Source organism: Dissulfurirhabdus thermomarina, assembly GCF_012979235.1.
GTDB lineage: Bacteria > Desulfobacterota > Dissulfuribacteria > Dissulfuribacterales > Dissulfurirhabdaceae > Dissulfurirhabdus > Dissulfurirhabdus thermomarina.
Genome location: NZ_JAATWC010000001.1, coordinates 442,143 through 458,927 on the forward strand (window position 1 = coordinate 442,143; position 16,785 = coordinate 458,927).

Genomic DNA, 16,785 nt, shown 5'->3' on the forward strand with positions numbered 1-16,785 from the left:
CCCGGCCGGCCCCTCGAAGGGACTTTTTTGCTTGATCTTCGGCGGAGTTTGGTCCTACCATCGGAAAAGAGCCGGCGCCGGGCCGTCCCCGGCGCCCATCCCCTACAGGGAGGAACGCCATGGCACGAGACCCCCAGCTGGACGCCCTGAACCCCAAGGTGACCCGCCGGTCCTTCCTCAAGGCCTGCACCGCGGCGGCGGCGGCCCTCGGCCTCGCCGACGAGGCCGTCCCCCGCCTCGTCGAGGCGGCGGCCTCTCCCGCCCGGCCCCCGGTGGTCTGGCTCCACTTCCAGGAGTGCACGGGGTGCTCCGAGGCCCTGCTCCGGGCCTCGCACCCGGACATCGCGCGTCTCATCCTCGATCTCGTCTCCCTGGATTACCACGAGACGGTCATGGCCGCGGCGGGGCACCAGGCCGAGGCGGCCCTGGCCGACACCCTCAAGCGGCACGAGGGGAGGTTCATCTGCGTGGTGGAAGGGGGCATCCCCACAAAGGACGGCGGCGTCTACTGCCGGATCGGGGGGCGGACGGCCATGGAGATCCTGGCCGACGTGGCGCCCCGGTCGGCCGCCGTCATCGCCATCGGCAACTGCGCCGCCTTCGGCGGGATCCAGGCGGCCCGCCCGAACCCCACCGGGGCCGTGGGCGTCCGGGACCTCGTCGCGGACCACTCCGTGGTGAACGTGCCCGGGTGCCCGCCGAACCCGGTCTCCTTCCTCGGGACGGTGCTCCATTATCTCACCTTCAAGCGCCTTCCGCCCACCGATCACCTGGGCCGGCCGCTCTTCGCCTACGGGCGCAAGATCCACGACCACTGCGAGCGCCGGGCCCACTTCGACGAGGGGCGCTTCGCCGAGGCCTTCGGCGACGCCAACCACCGCCGGGGCTACTGCCTCTACAAGACCGGCTGCAAGGGGCCCGAGACCTACAACAGCTGCCCCGCGGTCCGGTTCAACGACGTGGGTGCCTGGCCCGTGGGCGTGGGCCACGGCTGTATCGGCTGTTCCGAGCCGGGCTTCTGGGACACCATGACCCCCTTCTACGAGCGGCTTCCGGGAGTGGCCGTCCCGCAGGGCCGGGGAACCGTGGCGGCGGCGGACCGGATCGGCAAGGGCGTATTCACCGTGGCCGCGGCCGCGGCGGGCATCCACGCGGCCATCGGCGTGGGGCGCAAGATCTGGCGTTCCCGCTCGGGCGGCGGCGAAGGCTGACATGCTGACATAGGGAAAGGAGCGGACCGATGGCCAAGCGAATCGTCGTGGATCCGGTGACGCGCATCGAGGGGCACCTGCGCATCGATGCCGAGGTGGCGGGGGGCCGGGTGCGCAAGGCCTGGTCCTCCGGCCAGATGTGGCGGGGGATCGAGGTCATCCTCCAGGGGCGCGACCCGCGGGATGCCTGGCTCTTCACCCAGCGCATCTGCGGGGTCTGCACCACGGTGCACGCCATCACCTCCGTCCGGGCCGTGGAGAACGCCCTGGGCCTCGAGGTGCCCATCAACGCCCAGTACATCCGGAACCTGGTGCTGGCCCTCCACGCCCTGCACGACCACATCGTCCATTTCTACACCCTCTCCGCCCTGGACTGGGTGGACGTGGTGGCGGCCCTCAAGGCGGACCCGGCCCGGACCGCCGCCCTGGCCCAGGGCCTCTCCGACTGGCCCAACAACGGCAAGAGCCGCTTCAAGGCGGTCAAGGAAAAGGTCCAGGCCCTGGTGGAGAGCGGGCAGCTCGGGCCCTTCGCCCACGGCTACTGGGGGCACCCGGCCATGACACTTCCGCCGGAGGCGAACCTCATGGCCGTCTCCCACTACCTCGAGGCCCTCGACTACCAGCGAAAGGCCACCCAGGCCCTGGGCATCCTCGGGGGCAAGAACCCCCACGTCCAGAATCTCGCCGTGGGCGGAGTGGCCACGGCCATCAATCCCGACAACGAGGCGACCCTCAACATGGATCGGCTCTACCAGGTACGCCAGCTCCTGGAGGAGGTCCGGGCCTTTGTCCACCAGGTCTATCTCCCGGACGTCATCGCCGTCGGGGCCCTCTACAAGGACTGGCTCGCCCACGGGGCCGGGGTCATGAACTACCTCGCCGTGCCGGACATGCCGCTGGATACCGCGGGGACCCGCTTCGATCTTCCCGGGGGCACCCTCTTCGACGGGGATCTTTCCACCGCCCGGGCCTTCAAGGGTTTCCAGGATCCCTACTTCCGGGACAACGTGGCCGAAAGCATCGCCCATTCCTGGTACGAGGGGGACTGGACCCGGCATCCCTTCGAGGAGGAGACCGTCCCCCACTACACCGACTTCCAGGACGAGGGCAAGTACAGCTGGGTGAAGGCCCCCCGCTTCCAGGGACGGCCCATGCAGGTGGGGCCCCTGGCCCAGGTCCTGGTGGGCTACGCCCTGAACCACGAGCCGACCCGCCGCTACGTGGACGACGCCCTGGCCCGGGTGGGCACCCTGGCCAAGACCCGGGTGGTCCCGGCGGCGCTGCACTCCACCCCCGGGCGGCACCTGGCCAGGGCCATCCGGACGGCGGTCATCTCCGATCTCGCCGTCAAGCACTGGGAGCTGCTGGTGGCGAACATCGGCCGGGGCGACTACGCCATCTGTAACCCCCCGGCCTTCCCCCTCGGCGAGCAGCGCGGGTTCGGATTCCACGAGGCCCCGCGCGGCGCCCTCTCCCACTGGATCGTGATCCGGGACGGGCAGATCCGGAACTACCAGTGCGTGGTCCCCTCCACCTGGAACGCCGGCCCCCGGGACGGCAAGGGCCAGCCCGGCCCCTACGAGGCCGCCCTGGTGGGGAACCCGGTGGCCGATCCCGAGCGGCCCCTGGAGGTGCTGCGCACCATCCATTCCTTCGACCCTTGCATCGCCTGCGCCGTCCACATGCTCGATCCCTCGGGCCGGGAGACGGTGCGGGTGCGGGTCCTCTAGCCGAGGGAGGCCGGCCATGGTGGAATACGAGAAGCACTGCGTCTGGAGCGTCCTCTTTCGGCTCTTCCACTGGTCCTTCGCCCTCTCCATCGTCACCCTGGCGGTCACGGGCTTCTACATCCACCATCCCTGGACCAACACGGTGCTCGAGGGCCGGGGGGCGTTTCCCGTGGCGGACATGCGCTTCGTGCACTTCGTGGCGGGTTACGTCTTCACCGCCGCCATCCTCGTCCGCCTCTTCCTCTGGTTCTTCGGGAACACCGAGGAGCGGGTCACCGACTTCATCCCCATCAACCGCCGCAACGTCAACAACCTCAAGCGGACCCTCCTCCTCTACCTCTACCTCTCCGACCGGCTGGACCTCCGGCGCGGCCACAACGTGCTGGCGGGCATCTCTTACGTGGTGCTCATGGGGCTGGCGCTCCTCCAGATCCTGAGCGGCTTCTGCCTGCTCTTCCCCGAGAGCCTCGCCTGGCAGGGCTGGGGGCTGGCGGTCCTCGGCACCCAGATGGAGATCCGGGTCTTCCACCACCTGAACACCTGGCTGTTTCTGACCTTCGCCTTCATCCACGTCTACATCGTGATCTGGAACGACATCCACTTCCCGGAATGGCTGATCTCCGCCATCTTCAACGGGTGCAAGTTCCTCAAGAAGCACTACGACTATTGAGCCGGGGCCGGGGCCGACAGCCCCCGGCCTCGAAGTTTTCCCACCGGGCCCCGGCCCGGTTTTTTCGTGCAGGCGCAAGATGTGGGGGGAGGTGACAAAAATCGTCCAACATGTTGTGTATTTTGACACGGTGCCGGCGTGATTTCGCGTCAAAAAATGGACATCAAAAGTTGACAAATCCTGGGGAGTTACGATAACTTGGTGATGTCCGTTCGAAAAAAGTTCATTCCGGGGGAACAGCCATGCGCAACGAGTCCGTACTGGTCGTGGACGATGCACCGGAGATCCGGGCGTTTTTGACCGAGCTCCTCCAGGGGGAGGGCTTTGCCGTGGAGACGGCCACCGATGGCCAGGAGGCCATCGAGATGCTCGAAGGTCGGTTCTTTGACGTGGTCTTGACGGACGTCAACATGCCCCGGAAGGACGGCATGGCCGTCCTGGACTACATCCAGGAGCATTCCCCGGACAGCATCTGCATCCTCGTGACCGGGTACGGCTCCATCCGGGACGCGGTGGAGGCCATGCGGAAAGGGGCCTTCGACTACCTCACCAAGCCGGTGAAGGCCGAGGAAGTGGCCCTGGTCATCGAGCGGGCGCTGGAGGTCCGGGAGCTGCGCCGCGAAAACCAGAACCTCAAGAAGGAACTGCGCACCCGGTACGGGTTCGACCGCATCGTGGGCGCCAGCCCCGCCATGCAGGACCTCTTCGACCTCATCGAGAAGGTGGCCGACACCGAGAGTACCGTGCTCATAACCGGTGAGTCCGGAACGGGCAAGGAACTCATCGCCCATGCCATCCACTTCGCCAGCGACCGGCGCGACAATTCCTTCATCCCCATCAACTGCGGCGCCATCCCCCCGGAGCTCCTCGAGAGCGAGCTCTTCGGGCACGAGAAGGGGGCCTTCACCCATGCCATCCGGACCCGGATCGGCCGGTTCGAACTGGCCAACAAGGGGACCATCTTCCTGGACGAGGTGGGCGAGATGAGTCCCGCCCTCCAGGTGAAGCTCCTCCGCGTCCTCCAGGATCGGCAGTTCGAGCGCGTGGGCGGCGTCCGCACCATCCGGGTGGACATCCGGGTCATCGCCGCCACCAACATCGACCTCGAGGAGGCGGTCCGCGAGGGCCGCTTCCGGGAAGACCTCTACTACCGCCTCAACGTCATCCCCATCCACGTGCCGCCCCTCCGGGAGCGGGTCTCGGACATCCCGCTCCTCGTCCAGCACTTCCTCGAGCGGTTCCGCCAGAAGAACCGGGGTCGGCTGGAGCGGGTGGCGGAGGACGCCATGCAGTGCCTCATGGCCTACGAGTGGCCCGGCAACGTCCGGGAGCTCGAGAACCTCATGGAGCGCATGTCCATCCTGGCCAGCGGCCCGGTGCTGACGGCCCAGGACTTGCCGGCCTCCTTCACCCGGGCCACCGGCTACCCCCTCTCCGAGGGCATCCCGGTGCCCGTCCCGACCCTGCCGGAGGAGGGCCTCTCCCTGAACGCCGCGGTCCAGACCTTCGAGAAGAACCTCATCCTCCAGGCCCTGGACCGGACGGGCGGGGTCAAGAACCGGGCGGCCCAGCTCCTGCGGCTCAACCGGACCACCCTGATCGAAAAGATGAAGAAACAGCGCCTCATGACCCCGGCCACCCGGGGTCGGGGAGGGCGCCCGGCCAAGAAGAAGCCCGAGGGGACGGCCCCGTCCCGGGCCGCCGCCGGTGCCTGAGGTGCCTGCCTTGCCGGCGGCGACGGCCGGTCCCGGCGCCTCCCGGGCCGGGCGGCCGGGGTGGCTCCTGGTCCTCCTCGGGCTGGTCCTGGCGGGGGCGGCTTCGGCCGTCGCCGCTCCGCCGGAAACAGGGGAGCTTCGGGTCCTCGTGCTTCCCTTCGAGGTCCCGGCCGCCGAGGCCCGCCTCGCCCACCTCGATCTGGCCCTCCGGGACGTGCTGGCCGGCCGGCTCGAGCAGGAGGGGGACATCCTCTGCCGCGGCGGCGCGGAGCGGTCGACCGATGCCTCGGCGGCGCACCTGTCGGAGCTCGCCCGGCACGCCGGTGTGGACTTCGTGGTGGCGGGCCGGGTCGAGGCGGTGGCCGGCGGCCGCTACGTGGTGACCCTCCGGGCCGTCTCGGCCGCCGCCGGCGGCCCGGAAGGGGTCATCGCCGGGGAGCCGGCGCCCCTGGACGGGCTCCACGGGCAGCTCAAGCGGCTGGCCCGCCGCGCGGCGGGGTTCCTCCGGCGGCCCTACGCCGCGCCCCCGGGGGCGTCCCAGGCCCCGGCCGCGGCGGCCATCCCGTTCCCCGGGGAGCCCCCCGGGCGCCTCCATCCCGACCTGCTGGTCCCACCGCCCGAGGTGACGGCGAGCAGCGCCTCCGCTGCGCTTCCGGCCGCCGGGGCCTCCGCGGCCGGCGGGCAACGGGGCTGGTTCAACTGGATCTTCGGCGGCCGCCGGGCCCCGGCGGCCCGAGCGGACGGCTTGCCCTATCCTCCCCCGGAAGAGGTCGCGTCCCCGGAGGATGCAGCGTCTCCGGGCCCGGAAAGGGCCGCGGCGGGCAACGAGACCGGGGCGCCCCGGGGGGCACGCTGGCAGTGGCGTTGAGCCAGCCCCTCAGGGGGCCGCGGCGGGCCGTTCCTCCACCCGCACCTTGGCGGTGGTCCGCCGGCCGTCCCGGTAGAGGGTGAGCGTCACCTCGGTGCCGGGCTTGCGCCCGTCGATCATCTCCTCCAGGGCCGCCGCAGAGGCCACGTCCTTCCCGTCCACGGCCACGATGACGTCGCCGCCCACGCGGTGGGTGCGGTTTCCGAGGTGGACGGTCTTCATCCCCGCCCGGAGGCCGGCATCGAGGGCGGGCCCCTGGGGGAAGAGGCGGGTCAGCACCGCGCCTCTTTCCACGGGAAGCCCGGTGAGGCGGGCCAGGGCCGGGGAGAGGGTCTCGAACTCCGCCCCCAGCCAGGCGTGGAGGACGTAGCCGTCCGCCAGGAGCCCGGGGACGATCCGCTGGAGGACCTCGGCGGACACGGCGAAGCCGATCCCCGCAAGGGCTCGGGTGTCGGCGAAGGCGAGGCTGCACATCCCGATCACCCGGCCGGAGGAGTCCAGGAGGGGGGCGCCCTCGGCCCCGGGATGCACGGGGATGTCGGTCTGGAGGACTCCGCGGATTTTCAGGCCGGCGCGGGTTCGGAGGGTGCGGCCCTTGGCCGCGAGGAGCCCCTCGGCCAGCTGTGGTCCCTCGCCGAAGGGATCGCTCACCCGCCAGACGCGCTGGCCCACGGCCAAGTCCCGCGCCTGGCCGAGGAGCAGGGGCGGCAGGCCGGCCAGGACCTTCTTCGGGGCCCGGATCTCCACCACCGCGATGTCGGTGGCCGGGTCGGCTCCTACGAGCCGGGCGGGCCAGCGGCGCCCGTCCCGGGTGGTGACCTCGAGGGACTGGCCGTCGCCCACCGCGCCGCAGCTCGTCACCACGTGGCCGTGGTCGTCCAAGACGAAACCGCTGCCGGTGCCCTTTTCCGGCACGGGGTGCCAGGCGAACCCGGGTTCCTGCTGGGTGCTGGTGATGTTGACGACCCCGGCGGCGGCCTTTCGGAAGAGGAGGATCGTCGCTTCTTCTCCGGGGGTGAGCCCGGCCGCGGGGGGCGGGACCAGGAGGGCGGCCAACACCGCGGCGAGGACCGCCGGGGAAAGGCGGTGGGGCGTCATGCGGCGCTCCCCCAGAGGAGCAGCGCGGCCACCACCCCGGCCAGCACGATGCGGTAGTAGGCGAAGGGGTGGAAGGTGTGCCGGGCGAGGTAGGCGAGAAGCCAGGAGATCACCGCGTAGCCGGCGACGAAGGCGGCCAGGGTGCCCCAGAGGACCTCGGGCCCCGGGCCGGCGGTGCCGTTGAGCAGCTTGTGGCCTTCGTGGAGGCCGGCACCGGCGATGATGGGCGCGGAGAGGAGGAAGGAGAACCGGGCGGCCTCCGCCCGGCGAAAGCCGAGGAACAGGGCGGCGGTCATGGTGATGCCGCTCCGGGAGACCCCGGGCACGATGGCGAGGGCCTGGGCGAGGCCGATGACGGCGGCGTCACGCCAGTCGAGGGCGGCGAGGGTGCGGTCCCGGCGGGCGACGCCCTCGGCCGCGAGGAAGAGGGCCCCGACGCCGGCCAGCGTGGCCGCGACCACCCAGGGGCTTCGGAGGGTGGTCGCGGCGAGGTCGTCCAGGAGGTAGCCGAAGACGCCGCCCGGGATGGTGGCCAGCACGAGGAGGGCGAGGAGGCGCCGGTCGCCGGTCGCCCCCCGCCCCGGGACCAGGGCCTCGGCCATGTGCCACCACTCCCGCCGGAAGTAGAGCAGGACCGCCGCCAGGGTCCCGAGGTGGAGCATGACGTCGAAGGCGAGCCCCCCGCCGGCAAGGCCGAGGAAGTGCTCGGCGAGGAGGAGGTGCCCGGAGCTCGAGACGGGGAGGAACTCCGTGGCCCCCTGGAGGAGGCCGAGGAAGACGGCTTCTGGCGAGGTCATGCAGGCGGTGCTCCTTGGCGGCCGGTTGGCCTTGGCGTGTCCCCCGACTATACTCCGTCGAGGGGCCGGAGCTCAAGCCGGCCGGCCCGGAGGGAGGCGAAGGGCGGCATGATCGACGCGGGGGGCACCCGCCCGGGGGCCGTGGTGATGGCGGGGCTGCCGGGGCCGGAGCTGGACACGGCGACCCGGGAGCTCATCCGGCGGGGCGGAGTGGGGCACTTCATCCTCTTCGCCCGGAACGCGGTCTCGCCGGGCCAGGTGCGGGATCTCGTCCTCGCCCTGGAAGACGAGTGCCGGTCGGCCGGGCTGCCGCCGCCCCTCGTGGCCGTGGACCAGGAGGGCGGCCCGGTCCAGCGCCTGGCCCCGCCCGCCTGGCCGGCCCTGGTGTCGGCGGCCGAGGTCGGGGCGTCTCCGGACCCGGCGGCCGCTTCGGCCGCCCAGGGCATGGCGGCGGCCGAGGTCCTCCGTCCCGCCGGCATCCGCCTGAACCTCGCCCCGGTGTTGGATCTCGCCCCGGCGGGAGTGGAGGGCGTCCTCGCCGGTCGGACCTACGGCGACGACCCGGCGGCCGTGGCCCGCGCAGGGGCCGCCTACGTCCGCGCCCTCCAGGCGGCGGGGGTGGGCGCCACGGCCAAGCACTTCCCGGGCATCGGCCGTGTGGGCGGGGACCCCCACGAGGTCCGGCCCCGGGTGGAAGCCCCGGCGGAGGTGCTCCGGGCGGAGATGCTCCCGTTCCGGGCTGCGGTGGCGGCGGGGGTGGCCGCGGTCATGACCTCCCACGTGGTCTACCCCGCCCTGGACCCCGACCGCCCCGCCACCTTCTCGGAGCGGATCGCCCGGGGGCTCCTCCGGGAGGAACTGGGCTTCGAGGGGCTTCTTCTCACCGACGACCTGGAGATGGGCGGTGTCCTGGGGTACGAAGACGTGGGAGAGGCCGGTCTTTCGGCCCTGGCGGCGGGCCACGACCTTCTCCTCGTCTGCCACCGGGCCGACCGGGCCTGGCGCGTCGTGGAGGCCCTGGAGCGGGGCCTCCGGGACGGCCGGCTCCCCGAGGGCCGCCTCATCGACGCCGTCCGGCGCATCGACGCCGCCCGGGGCCGTCTTGCCCGGGCGGTGTCCTCCTAGCCCAGGGCCGCCAGGAGGTACTTCCCCGCCACGAAGAGCAGGACCGCGAGGAGGCCGACCTTGATGGGCCGCTCCGGCACGAACCGTTGCATCCGGGCCCCCAGGTAGCCCCCGGCGAGCCCGCCGAGGCCGAAGAGGGCCCCGAGCAGGATGTCCGGCCGGGTCTCCACCCCCCCCGAGAAGAACCCCGCCGAGTAGACGGCGACACCCACCACCGAGCTCATGAAGGTGCCGAAGAGGGCCGCCCCGGCCACGGCGTGGACCGGCAGCTCCAGCACGGTGACGCAGAAGGGGGCGAGTACCGCGCCGCCCCCGATCCCGTAGGCGCCGCCCACCACCCCCACGGCCAGGGCCACGAGGAAGAGGGGGCGTGGGTCGAAGGCGTGGTCCCGCCCGTCGAAGGCGAAGACGACCCGGCGGAGCCCCAGCGACCGGGTCCGGACCCGGGCCGCGGCGGCGGGGGGCGCGGCCGGGCGGCCGCCGGCGCCGAGGAGGTTTCGCCCGATGCGCCAGGCGAGGTAGAGGAGCACCAGGGCGACGAAGGGCTTGAAGTGCCGGGGGTCGGTGAGGAAGCGGACCCGGGCGAGATACCCGAGGCCGATGCCGGGGAGGCTCCCCAGGGTGATCACCGCGGCCAGCGGCCAGTTCATGCGCCCCTCCCGGGCGTATCGGAGCACCGTCCCGGGGATGGCGAAGAGATTGTAGACGAAGTTCGTGGCGGAGACCCCGGGCCCGGTGTAGCCCAGGATGCTCACCTGGAAGGGGAGGAGCAGGAAGGCCCCGGTCACCCCGGCCATGGCGCCGAAGAAGGCGAGGACGAAGGTGACGAGGGGCGGGAGGAAGACCCAGGTGGTGACCTGCGAGACGGGGAAGGTGAACCGGAACATGGGGCCTCAGGCGGGACGGTTTCCGGGGTCGAGCCCCGAGAGGATGGCCTGGTGGAGCTCCCGTGTCAGGGCGTCCTTGCCCTTCGGGCCGCCGGGCCCCACGGGGTCCACGGGAGGCAGGAGGCGGACGCGGATCCGCCCGGGGCGGACCAGGATGCTCCCCCTGGGCAGGCACCGGTGGCTCCCGCTGATGGCGACGGGCAGGACCGGCGTTCCGGCCTTCCGGGCGAGCAGGACGCCGCCGGGCTTGAAGGGCCGGAGCCGGCCGTCCGGGCTCCGCGTCCCCTCCGGGAAGATGAGCACGGCCACCCCGGATCGGACCACCTCCGCCGCCCGGTTGAGGCTTTCCACCGCGGAGCGGCCGCCGGAGCGGTCGATGGGGATGTAACCCGTAAAGCGCATGGCCGGGCCGAGGAGCGGGAGGTGAAAGAGCTCTTTCTTGGCCACGAAGCGGAACTGGATGGGGAGGGCCACGAAGAGGGCGAGGATGTCGAGCTGGCTGGCGTGGTTGGCCGCGATGACGAGTCCGCCGGGCAGGCCGGCGAGGTGTTCCCGGCCCGTCACCTCCACCTCGACCCCGGCCGCGGCGAGCAGCCACCGGGACCAGCGCCGGCCCAGCCGGTGGGCGGCGTCGCCGGACCGGGTGACCAGCGACATAGCGATGGCCACGGGCGCCAGAACCGCCGTGAGCGAGAGGAACCAGGGGATGAAGAGGAGCCCCCGGGTGATGTGCCGGATGCGTTGCCACATGGCCCTTCTCTTAACCCGGCCCGGCAGGCGGGTCAACGCGGGGCCCCGGCCCTGGATCGTGGATCGACCTCTTCCCTCTTTCGGCAAAGGGCGGTAAAAATAATAATTTTCAACCCAAGTCGGCCGGGACCGGCGGCGGCCCCAGGGGAGCGGGTCCCGCGAGGGCCCGGCGCGATGCGGGCGGACGCGAACGATGGCCCCGTAAAAGGCCTCCGAGTGGATGGCTCAGCAGAAAATCGCCAAATGCACGGCGCGAGGATGTCGAGGTAACGAAGTGGACTTCTGATACGCCGCAGTGACGAGCGCACCGAGGCACCGCCGCAGTCGGCGGCTTCTCGTGCCGCCGGCATGAGTCGTCGGTTGCGCTGCGGAGGCGTCGCGGCGTACGATTTCCGCCGGCGCCACCCGAAGGAAGGAGGACGGCCCCCTTGCCCCCCAAGCCCTCCCTGTTTTCGGCATTCCGGGATCCCGAGGCCCCCGTGGACCTCTTCGAGCGGTTCCCGCGCCTGCGGGAGTTCTTCCGCCGCCGCCGGCTGCATGCGGCCATGCGGACCTTCGGGGACGCCACCTTCACCTTCATCATCGTCTCGGGGCTCTTCGGGCCCCAGGAGCCGGACCGGAACGTCGCCCTCTTCCTCGCCTGGGGGGTCTGGTGGCCCTCGGTGGTCCTCAGCTGGTTCGTGTTCGGGCGAATGTGGTGCGGTTTCTGCCCGTTTCCCGGCATCGGCCGGGTGATGCAGCGGCTCGGCCTCTCCCTCGAGCGGCCCGTGCCCCGGTGGCTGCAGAAGACGGGGGTCTACTGGTCCGTGGGGCTGCTGGCGCTGATCATCTGGGTGGAGGAATCCACGGGGATGAAGCAATGGCCCCGGGGTACGGCGCTCTTGCTCTTGGCCATCCTCGGAGGGGCCACCCTCGCGGCCATGATCTACCGGAAGCAGGCCTGGTGCCGGTATCTGTGCCCCATGGGCCGGATCACCGGGGTGGCGGCCACCTTCGCCCTCACGGAGTTTCGTCCCGATCACGAAAAGTGCCGCGGTTGCAAGACCTTCGCCTGCAAGCGCGGCGCCGGCGGGGTGCCCGGGTGCCCCGTCTATCTCGGGGCCTTCAACGTGCGGAACAACCTCCACTGCCTGGTCTGCGGCCACTGTGTCATGCTGTGCGACCGCAACTCGCCCCGGCTCAACCTGCGCAACCCCTTCAACGAGCTCATCCTCAACAAGGGGCGCTACATCACCTGTTCCTACATCATCCCCTTCCTCATGGGGTCCCAGCTGGCGCGGTTCGTCAAGATGAGCCCGGCCGTGGAGGACTGGTTCTGCAGCGGCACCATGGCGTGCCAGATGATGCTCTTCTCCGTGCTGCTCTTCGTGGGCTTCCACTACGTCTACGGGGTGATCCGGCTCGGGGCGCGGTTCTTCGGCGTGACCGAGGACGAACTCTTCGGGCGTTTTTCGCCCCTCGTCCCCATCTTCGTGCCCCTGGCCTTCGCCGGGGAGCTGTCGTACCGGCTCGACTTCGCCCTGGTCAACGCCCCGGCGTTCCTGCCCACCCTCGGCCGGCAGTTCGGGTGGGACCTCGTCGCCTGGACCTTCAGCCCCCCGCAGGACCTGCGCCTGGCCATCGCCCTGGGGATCCTGGCGGCGGGGGGGCTGGCCGGGGTCTACATCCTGCGCCGGTTCATGACGGAGGAGTTCCAGGGGATGGTGAGCCGCCTTCGCTATGCCCTGGTCCTGGCCCTCGTGGGGATCATGCTGGCCAGCTACGTCGCCGCCGTGGCCACGGGGGTCGGGCCTTAGCCCCGCAGGGACTCCAGGGCCGCCGCCATGTCGGGCGGCAGCGGCGCCCGCCACTCGAGGCGTTCGCCGGTGGCGGGGTGACGGAGGGCCAGGGCGGCCGCGTGCAGCATCTGGCGGGGCAGGCGAAGCCCCCGGGGACGCAGGATGGTTCCGCCGCCGTAGAGGGCGTCGCCCAGGACGGGGTGGCCCGCGGCGGCCATGTGGACCCGGATCTGGTGGGTGCGTCCCGTGTGGAGGCGCAAGCGGAGGAGGGCCGCGCCGCCGAGGCGTTCCACCACCTCCCACTCGGTGACCGCCGCCTTTCCCCCCGACCTCCGGACCGCCATCCGCTTCCGGTGGACGGGGTGGCGCCCGATGGCGGCTTCCATCCGTCCCCGGTCCGCGCCGGGCTCCCCCTTCACCAGGGCGAGGTAGGTCTTTTCCACATCTCCGGCGGCGAACTGTGCGGCCAGGCGGGCGTGGGCGTCGTCGTCCTTGGCCACCACCATGAGGCCGGAGGTGTCCTTGTCGAGGCGATGGACGATGCCCGGCCGGAGTTCCCCGCCGATGCCCGACAGATCCCGGCAGTGGTGGAGGAGGCCGTGGACCAGGGTGCCCCGCGCGTGGCCGGCGCCGGGATGGACCACGAGGCCGGGGGGCTTGTCGAGCACCAGGATGCGGTCGTCCTCGAAGACCACCCGGAGGGGCAGGGGCTCGGGCTCCAGGGCCGCCGGCCGGGGCGGCGGGACCTCGAGGCGGACTTCGTCCCCGATACGAACGGCCCGGCGGGCGGAAAGACACGGGGTGCCGTTGACCGAGGCCCGCCCCTCGGTGATGAGCCTCTGGACCCGGGACCGCGACAGGCCTTCCAGTTGGTGGGCGAGGAAGCGGTCGAGCCGCCAGCCGTGGTGGCCGGCCGCCACGGGCAGGACATGGACGCGGCAGGGGTCGGAGGTATGCATGGGACCGCCGGCGGGCGCCGCGGCCCGGGAGGGCGGACGGGGCCCGCGGGCCTCAGCCGTTGAAGATGGCCTCGATGCCGGCCTCGATGTCGGTCTCTTCGGTGTTTCTCGCGATGGAGAGCTCCTTCACCAGGAGTCCCTTGGCCGTCTCGAGCATCTTTCGTTCACCGAAGGAGAGCGGCTTGTCCATCTGGAGGAGGTAGAGATCCCGGAGGACCACGGCGAGGTCGAAGATGGAGCCCGTCTTGATCTTCTCCATGTATTCCCGGTACCGCCGGTTCCATGTCTGCGGGGTGAACTTGACGTCCCGGTCTTCCAGGATGGCATAGACCCGCTCCACGTCGGCCTCGGAGATGATGTTGCGGAGCCCGAGGTTGACGGCGTTGGCCTTGGGAATCATGATCTTCATGTCGTTGTCGAGGATCCTCATCACGTAGAAGAGCTGCTCGACCCCGGAGATGTCCTTCTGCTCCACGGACTCGATGACACCCACCCCGTGGGCGGGGTAGACGGCAAGGTCGCCTTCGGAAAACATGAGCCTCCTCCCTCCCCCGCGGCCTGCGGGCACGGGGCTGGAATGCTGATGGGGAACTTTCAACAAAATAAATTATATCCTATATTTGGCCTTTTGAAAAGGACGGCCGGTCCGGCGGCGGCCGCGGTGCTCATGGCGGCCGCCCTGATGGCCGGCGGGTGCGCCGCGGGGCAAGAGCGCGCCGTCGTGGCCACCGCCTATTGCGGGTGCGGGGCGTGCTGCGGGTGGGAGAGGGGCAGCTGGCGGTATCTCAAGCTCGATTTCTGGAACCGCTACGTCAGCCGCGGCCCGAGGAAGGGGCGGCCCTACACCGGCAAGACCGCCAGCGGGGCCGAACCCCGGGAACCCGACCCCGGCTTCTTCTCGTGGGACAGCCTCCGGCGGCCTTGGATGATCCCCGTCCGGCTCGTCTTCTTCCCGTGGCTCTTTCTCGCCCGGGACGGGACCATCGCCGCCGACACCCGCTACTATCCCTTCGGGACCCGAATGTACGTGCCCGGGTACGGGTGGGGGGTGGTGCAAGACCGCGGCAGTGCCATCAGGGGACCGGATCGGATCGACCTCTACTTCCGCAGCCACCGCCGGGCCCTGGCCTGGGGGCGGCGCCGGGTGGTGGTGGAGATCCGGCGCTGAACCGGTCAGCCCTCCGCCGGGGACGAGGCCAGCTTTCGGTTGAGGAACTCGCACTCCTTGGGAGAGAGATCGAAGCGTTCCTCGGCCTCCCGGAGGACCGCATCCCGGCTGCGTTCGGGGTGCTCCCGGCAGACCTGGGCGATCCACTTCACGGCCTTGCGAAGCTTTTCGCCGTGAGGCAGGAGTTCTTCGGTGGTCATGGCATCTCCTCAGTAGTCGCGCGCCAGGAGCGCGTTGAGCCCCCAGATCTCGAGGCCCCGGTGGCGGAGGCCGGTGACGAGCGTCTCGAGGAGGTGTTCCATGCGGGTGCCGTCCGCCCCGTCCCCGGCCAGGGCCAGGATGTCGCCGGGACGGACGCGGCGGAGGCCCCGGGCGGAGGCATCGGCCGGCGTGGTCACCCGGAGGGAGGGATTCAGCACCACCAGGCCCATTCCGCGGGCCTCCTCGCACAGCCGCCAGTCCTTCCATCCGCGGGGGGGCATGAGGAACCGCGGGGGACGCCGAAGGGTCTCGGCGACGCGGTGGACCACCGGCCCCAGGAGGCGGCGGAGGGTTCGGCGCCGCCGGAAGATCAAGGGGGCCTGGCTGGCGCCCTGGACGCCGATCTCGAAGCCCCGGAGGGCCTTCATGGCCGCCGGGTGCGCCAGGATCCGCCGGCCTTCCAGGAAGAAGGCGGCCGGGGCGGCCAGCTCGTGGAGCCGGGTGCAGAGTGCCTCGGTGTGCCGGGAAGGACTCCGGTCGAAGACCAAGGCCACGGCCGGCCGGTTCCTGGGGCCGTGGGTGATGACCCGGCCGCCGAGGGTCGCCCGCATCGAAAAGACCTGGTAGAGCAGGCCGCCGGCCACGCCGGCGCCGACCCCCGCGGCCGCGATTCCCAGCAGACGCGGATCCACCGTCCGGGCCCCCGTTCGGGCCTCCGGGGGGCTATTTCTTTCTTTCCAGTACATAACGGGCCAGCCCTTCCAGGATACCCCGCGGGCGCGAGGGAGGAAAGGCCGCCAGGGCGGCAAGGGCCTCGGACACCTGCGCCTCGGCCCGGCGGCGTGCCTCCTCGGCGGCGCCGGTCTGCTCGATGAGGCCACGGACCCACCGGAAGTCGTCTTCACCCCCGCCTCCAGAGGCGAAGAGACCCCGCAGGCGCCGCTGTTCCTCCCGGCCCGCGCGCGCCATGGCGAGGATCACGGGCAGGGTGACCTTGCCCTCGGCGAGGTCGGTGCCGGTGCGTTTGCCGAGTTCGGCGGTGTCGGCGGTGTAGTCCAGGAGATCGTCCACCATCTGGTAGGCCCGCCCGAGGGCCTGGCCGTAGGCGTCGGCGGCCGCCACCAGTTCCGGGGCCGCGCCGGCGAAGAGGGCGCCGATACGAGCGGCGGCCGAGATGAGGACGGCGGTCTTGCGGAAGATGACCGCGTCGTAGGTGGCCTCGTCGTAGCCGGTGTTCTTGGCCTGGAGGAGCTGGAGGATCTCGCCCTCGGCCATGAGGGCCACCGTCTCGGCGATGACGCGGGAGATCTCTGCCAGGCCGAAGGAACTGGCGATGTCGATGGCACGGGCGTAGAGGAAGTCGCCCACCAGGACGGCCGCCTTGTTGCCCCAGACCTTGTAGGCGGGGGGCTTGCCCCGGCGCAGCTGCCCGCCGTCCAGGACGTCGTCGTGGAGGAGGCTGGCGGCGTGGAGGTATTCCGGCACCACCGAGAGGGAGAAGACGCCGCCGTCGTCCCGGCCGCAGAGCCGGGCCGCGAGCACCGTGATCAGGGGGCGCAGGCGTTTGCCCCCGGCGAAGAGGATGTAGCCGCTGACCTCGGTGACGAAGGGGACCTGGGAGTGGAAGTCCTCCTGGAGGGCGGCCTCGATCCGCTCGAAGTCCGGGGCGCAGGCCTCGAGGATGGCCGTGATGTCCTGGCGATCGTCCATGTCGGTGGGCGTGGCGCCCAGGCGGGCGCGCCTTGAAGTCTTCCAGGGAAATACCATATACTGCGCCGGAGGGCCAGCGCCGTGCAGTGCGCGGGGCGCCCGGAGGTGAAGATCCGCC

At 71.2% G+C, this 16,785-nt stretch carries 17 protein-coding genes; 8 read left to right on the forward strand and 9 right to left on the reverse strand.

All coding sequences use genetic code 11. The features are described 5' to 3' along the window. Positions 1–119: 119 nt before the first annotated feature. The 5 genes from HCU62_RS02130 to HCU62_RS02150 all read left to right on the forward strand — a co-directional run bounded on the left by HCU62_RS02130 (position 120) and on the right by HCU62_RS02150 (position 6,194). Complete coding sequence (locus HCU62_RS02130) at positions 120–1,211, forward strand: hydrogenase small subunit (RefSeq protein ID WP_163297843.1); 1,092 nt, start codon at positions 120–122, stop codon at positions 1,209–1,211. Between the two features lie 29 nt (positions 1,212–1,240). After that, complete coding sequence (locus HCU62_RS02135) at positions 1,241–2,941, forward strand: nickel-dependent hydrogenase large subunit (protein ID WP_163297842.1); 1,701 nt, start codon at positions 1,241–1,243, stop codon at positions 2,939–2,941. Positions 2,942–2,957: 16 nt separating this feature from the next. Beyond that, positions 2,958–3,611, forward strand: a complete 654-nt coding sequence (gene cybH / locus HCU62_RS02140; RefSeq protein ID WP_163297841.1) for a Ni/Fe-hydrogenase, b-type cytochrome subunit — start codon at positions 2,958–2,960, stop codon at positions 3,609–3,611. A gap of 242 nt (positions 3,612–3,853) precedes the next feature. After that, positions 3,854–5,326: a sigma-54-dependent transcriptional regulator gene (locus tag HCU62_RS02145; protein ID WP_163297840.1), complete on the forward strand. Its 1,473-nt coding sequence runs from the start codon at positions 3,854–3,856 to the stop codon at positions 5,324–5,326. Between the two features lie 10 nt (positions 5,327–5,336). Beyond that, the gene (locus tag HCU62_RS02150; protein WP_163297839.1) at positions 5,337–6,194 is read left to right on the forward strand and encodes a hypothetical protein; all 858 of its coding nucleotides are present in this window, start codon (positions 5,337–5,339) and stop codon (positions 6,192–6,194) included. Positions 6,195–6,203: 9 nt separating this feature from the next. Here HCU62_RS02150 and HCU62_RS02155 read toward each other — a convergent pair whose 3' ends face one another. Then, a complete protein-coding gene (locus HCU62_RS02155; RefSeq protein ID WP_163297838.1) occupies positions 6,204–7,292 on the reverse strand; it encodes a S1C family serine protease in 1,089 nt (362 codons plus the stop codon). Beyond that, entirely contained in the window at positions 7,289–8,089 is an 801-nt protein-coding gene (uppP, locus tag HCU62_RS02160; RefSeq protein WP_163297837.1) for an undecaprenyl-diphosphatase UppP, read from the reverse strand. Before uppP ends, HCU62_RS02155 begins: the two co-directional genes overlap by 4 nt. A gap of 108 nt (positions 8,090–8,197) precedes the next feature. On the opposite strand from uppP, the gene nagZ reads away from it, so the two are divergent. Next, positions 8,198–9,214 (forward strand): beta-N-acetylhexosaminidase, encoded by a 1,017-nt coding sequence (gene nagZ / locus HCU62_RS02165; RefSeq protein ID WP_163297836.1) that lies wholly within the window; start codon positions 8,198–8,200, stop codon positions 9,212–9,214. On the opposite strand, the gene HCU62_RS02170 is transcribed toward nagZ, so the two are convergent. Then, a complete protein-coding gene (locus HCU62_RS02170; protein ID WP_163297835.1) occupies positions 9,211–10,101 on the reverse strand; it encodes a sulfite exporter TauE/SafE family protein in 891 nt (296 codons plus the stop codon). The two genes, nagZ and HCU62_RS02170, sit on opposite strands and share 4 nt — an antisense overlap. Positions 10,102–10,107: 6 nt before the next feature. Then, positions 10,108–10,851, reverse strand: a complete 744-nt coding sequence (locus HCU62_RS02175) for a lysophospholipid acyltransferase family protein (RefSeq protein WP_163297834.1) — start codon at positions 10,849–10,851, stop codon at positions 10,108–10,110. A gap of 428 nt (positions 10,852–11,279) precedes the next feature. On the opposite strand from HCU62_RS02175, the gene HCU62_RS02180 reads away from it, so the two are divergent. Then, a complete protein-coding gene (locus HCU62_RS02180) occupies positions 11,280–12,647 on the forward strand; it encodes a 4Fe-4S binding protein (RefSeq protein ID WP_163297833.1) in 1,368 nt (455 codons plus the stop codon). Here HCU62_RS02180 and HCU62_RS02185 read toward each other — a convergent pair. Continuing rightward, positions 12,644–13,588, reverse strand: coding sequence for an RluA family pseudouridine synthase (locus HCU62_RS02185; protein WP_163297832.1), 945 nt, complete (start codon positions 13,586–13,588; stop codon positions 12,644–12,646). The genes HCU62_RS02180 and HCU62_RS02185 overlap by 4 nt on opposite strands. A gap of 52 nt (positions 13,589–13,640) precedes the next feature. After that, complete coding sequence (locus tag HCU62_RS02190) at positions 13,641–14,123, reverse strand: CarD family transcriptional regulator (protein WP_163297831.1); 483 nt, start codon at positions 14,121–14,123, stop codon at positions 13,641–13,643. A gap of 132 nt (positions 14,124–14,255) precedes the next feature. Between HCU62_RS02190 and HCU62_RS02195 the strand changes: the two genes are divergently transcribed. After that, positions 14,256–14,756, forward strand: a complete 501-nt coding sequence (locus HCU62_RS02195) for a 3D domain-containing protein (protein ID WP_163297830.1) — start codon at positions 14,256–14,258, stop codon at positions 14,754–14,756. A 5-nt stretch (positions 14,757–14,761) separates the two neighbouring features. Here HCU62_RS02195 and HCU62_RS02200 read toward each other — a convergent pair whose 3' ends face one another. Genes HCU62_RS02200 through HCU62_RS02210 form a run of 3 tightly spaced genes read right to left on the reverse strand, consistent with a single transcriptional unit; the run spans position 14,762 to position 16,667 of the window. Then, positions 14,762–14,956 carry a hypothetical protein gene (locus tag HCU62_RS02200; RefSeq protein WP_163297829.1) on the reverse strand — a complete coding sequence of 65 codons (195 nt, stop codon included), beginning with the start codon at positions 14,954–14,956 and terminating at the stop codon, positions 14,762–14,764. Between the two features lie 9 nt (positions 14,957–14,965). Then, a complete protein-coding gene (locus tag HCU62_RS02205; RefSeq protein WP_163297828.1) occupies positions 14,966–15,649 on the reverse strand; it encodes a polysaccharide deacetylase family protein in 684 nt (227 codons plus the stop codon). 31 nt (positions 15,650–15,680) lie between these two features. Beyond that, a complete protein-coding gene (locus HCU62_RS02210) occupies positions 15,681–16,667 on the reverse strand; it encodes a polyprenyl synthetase family protein (protein ID WP_163297827.1) in 987 nt (328 codons plus the stop codon). Positions 16,668–16,785: the final 118 nt, after the last annotated feature.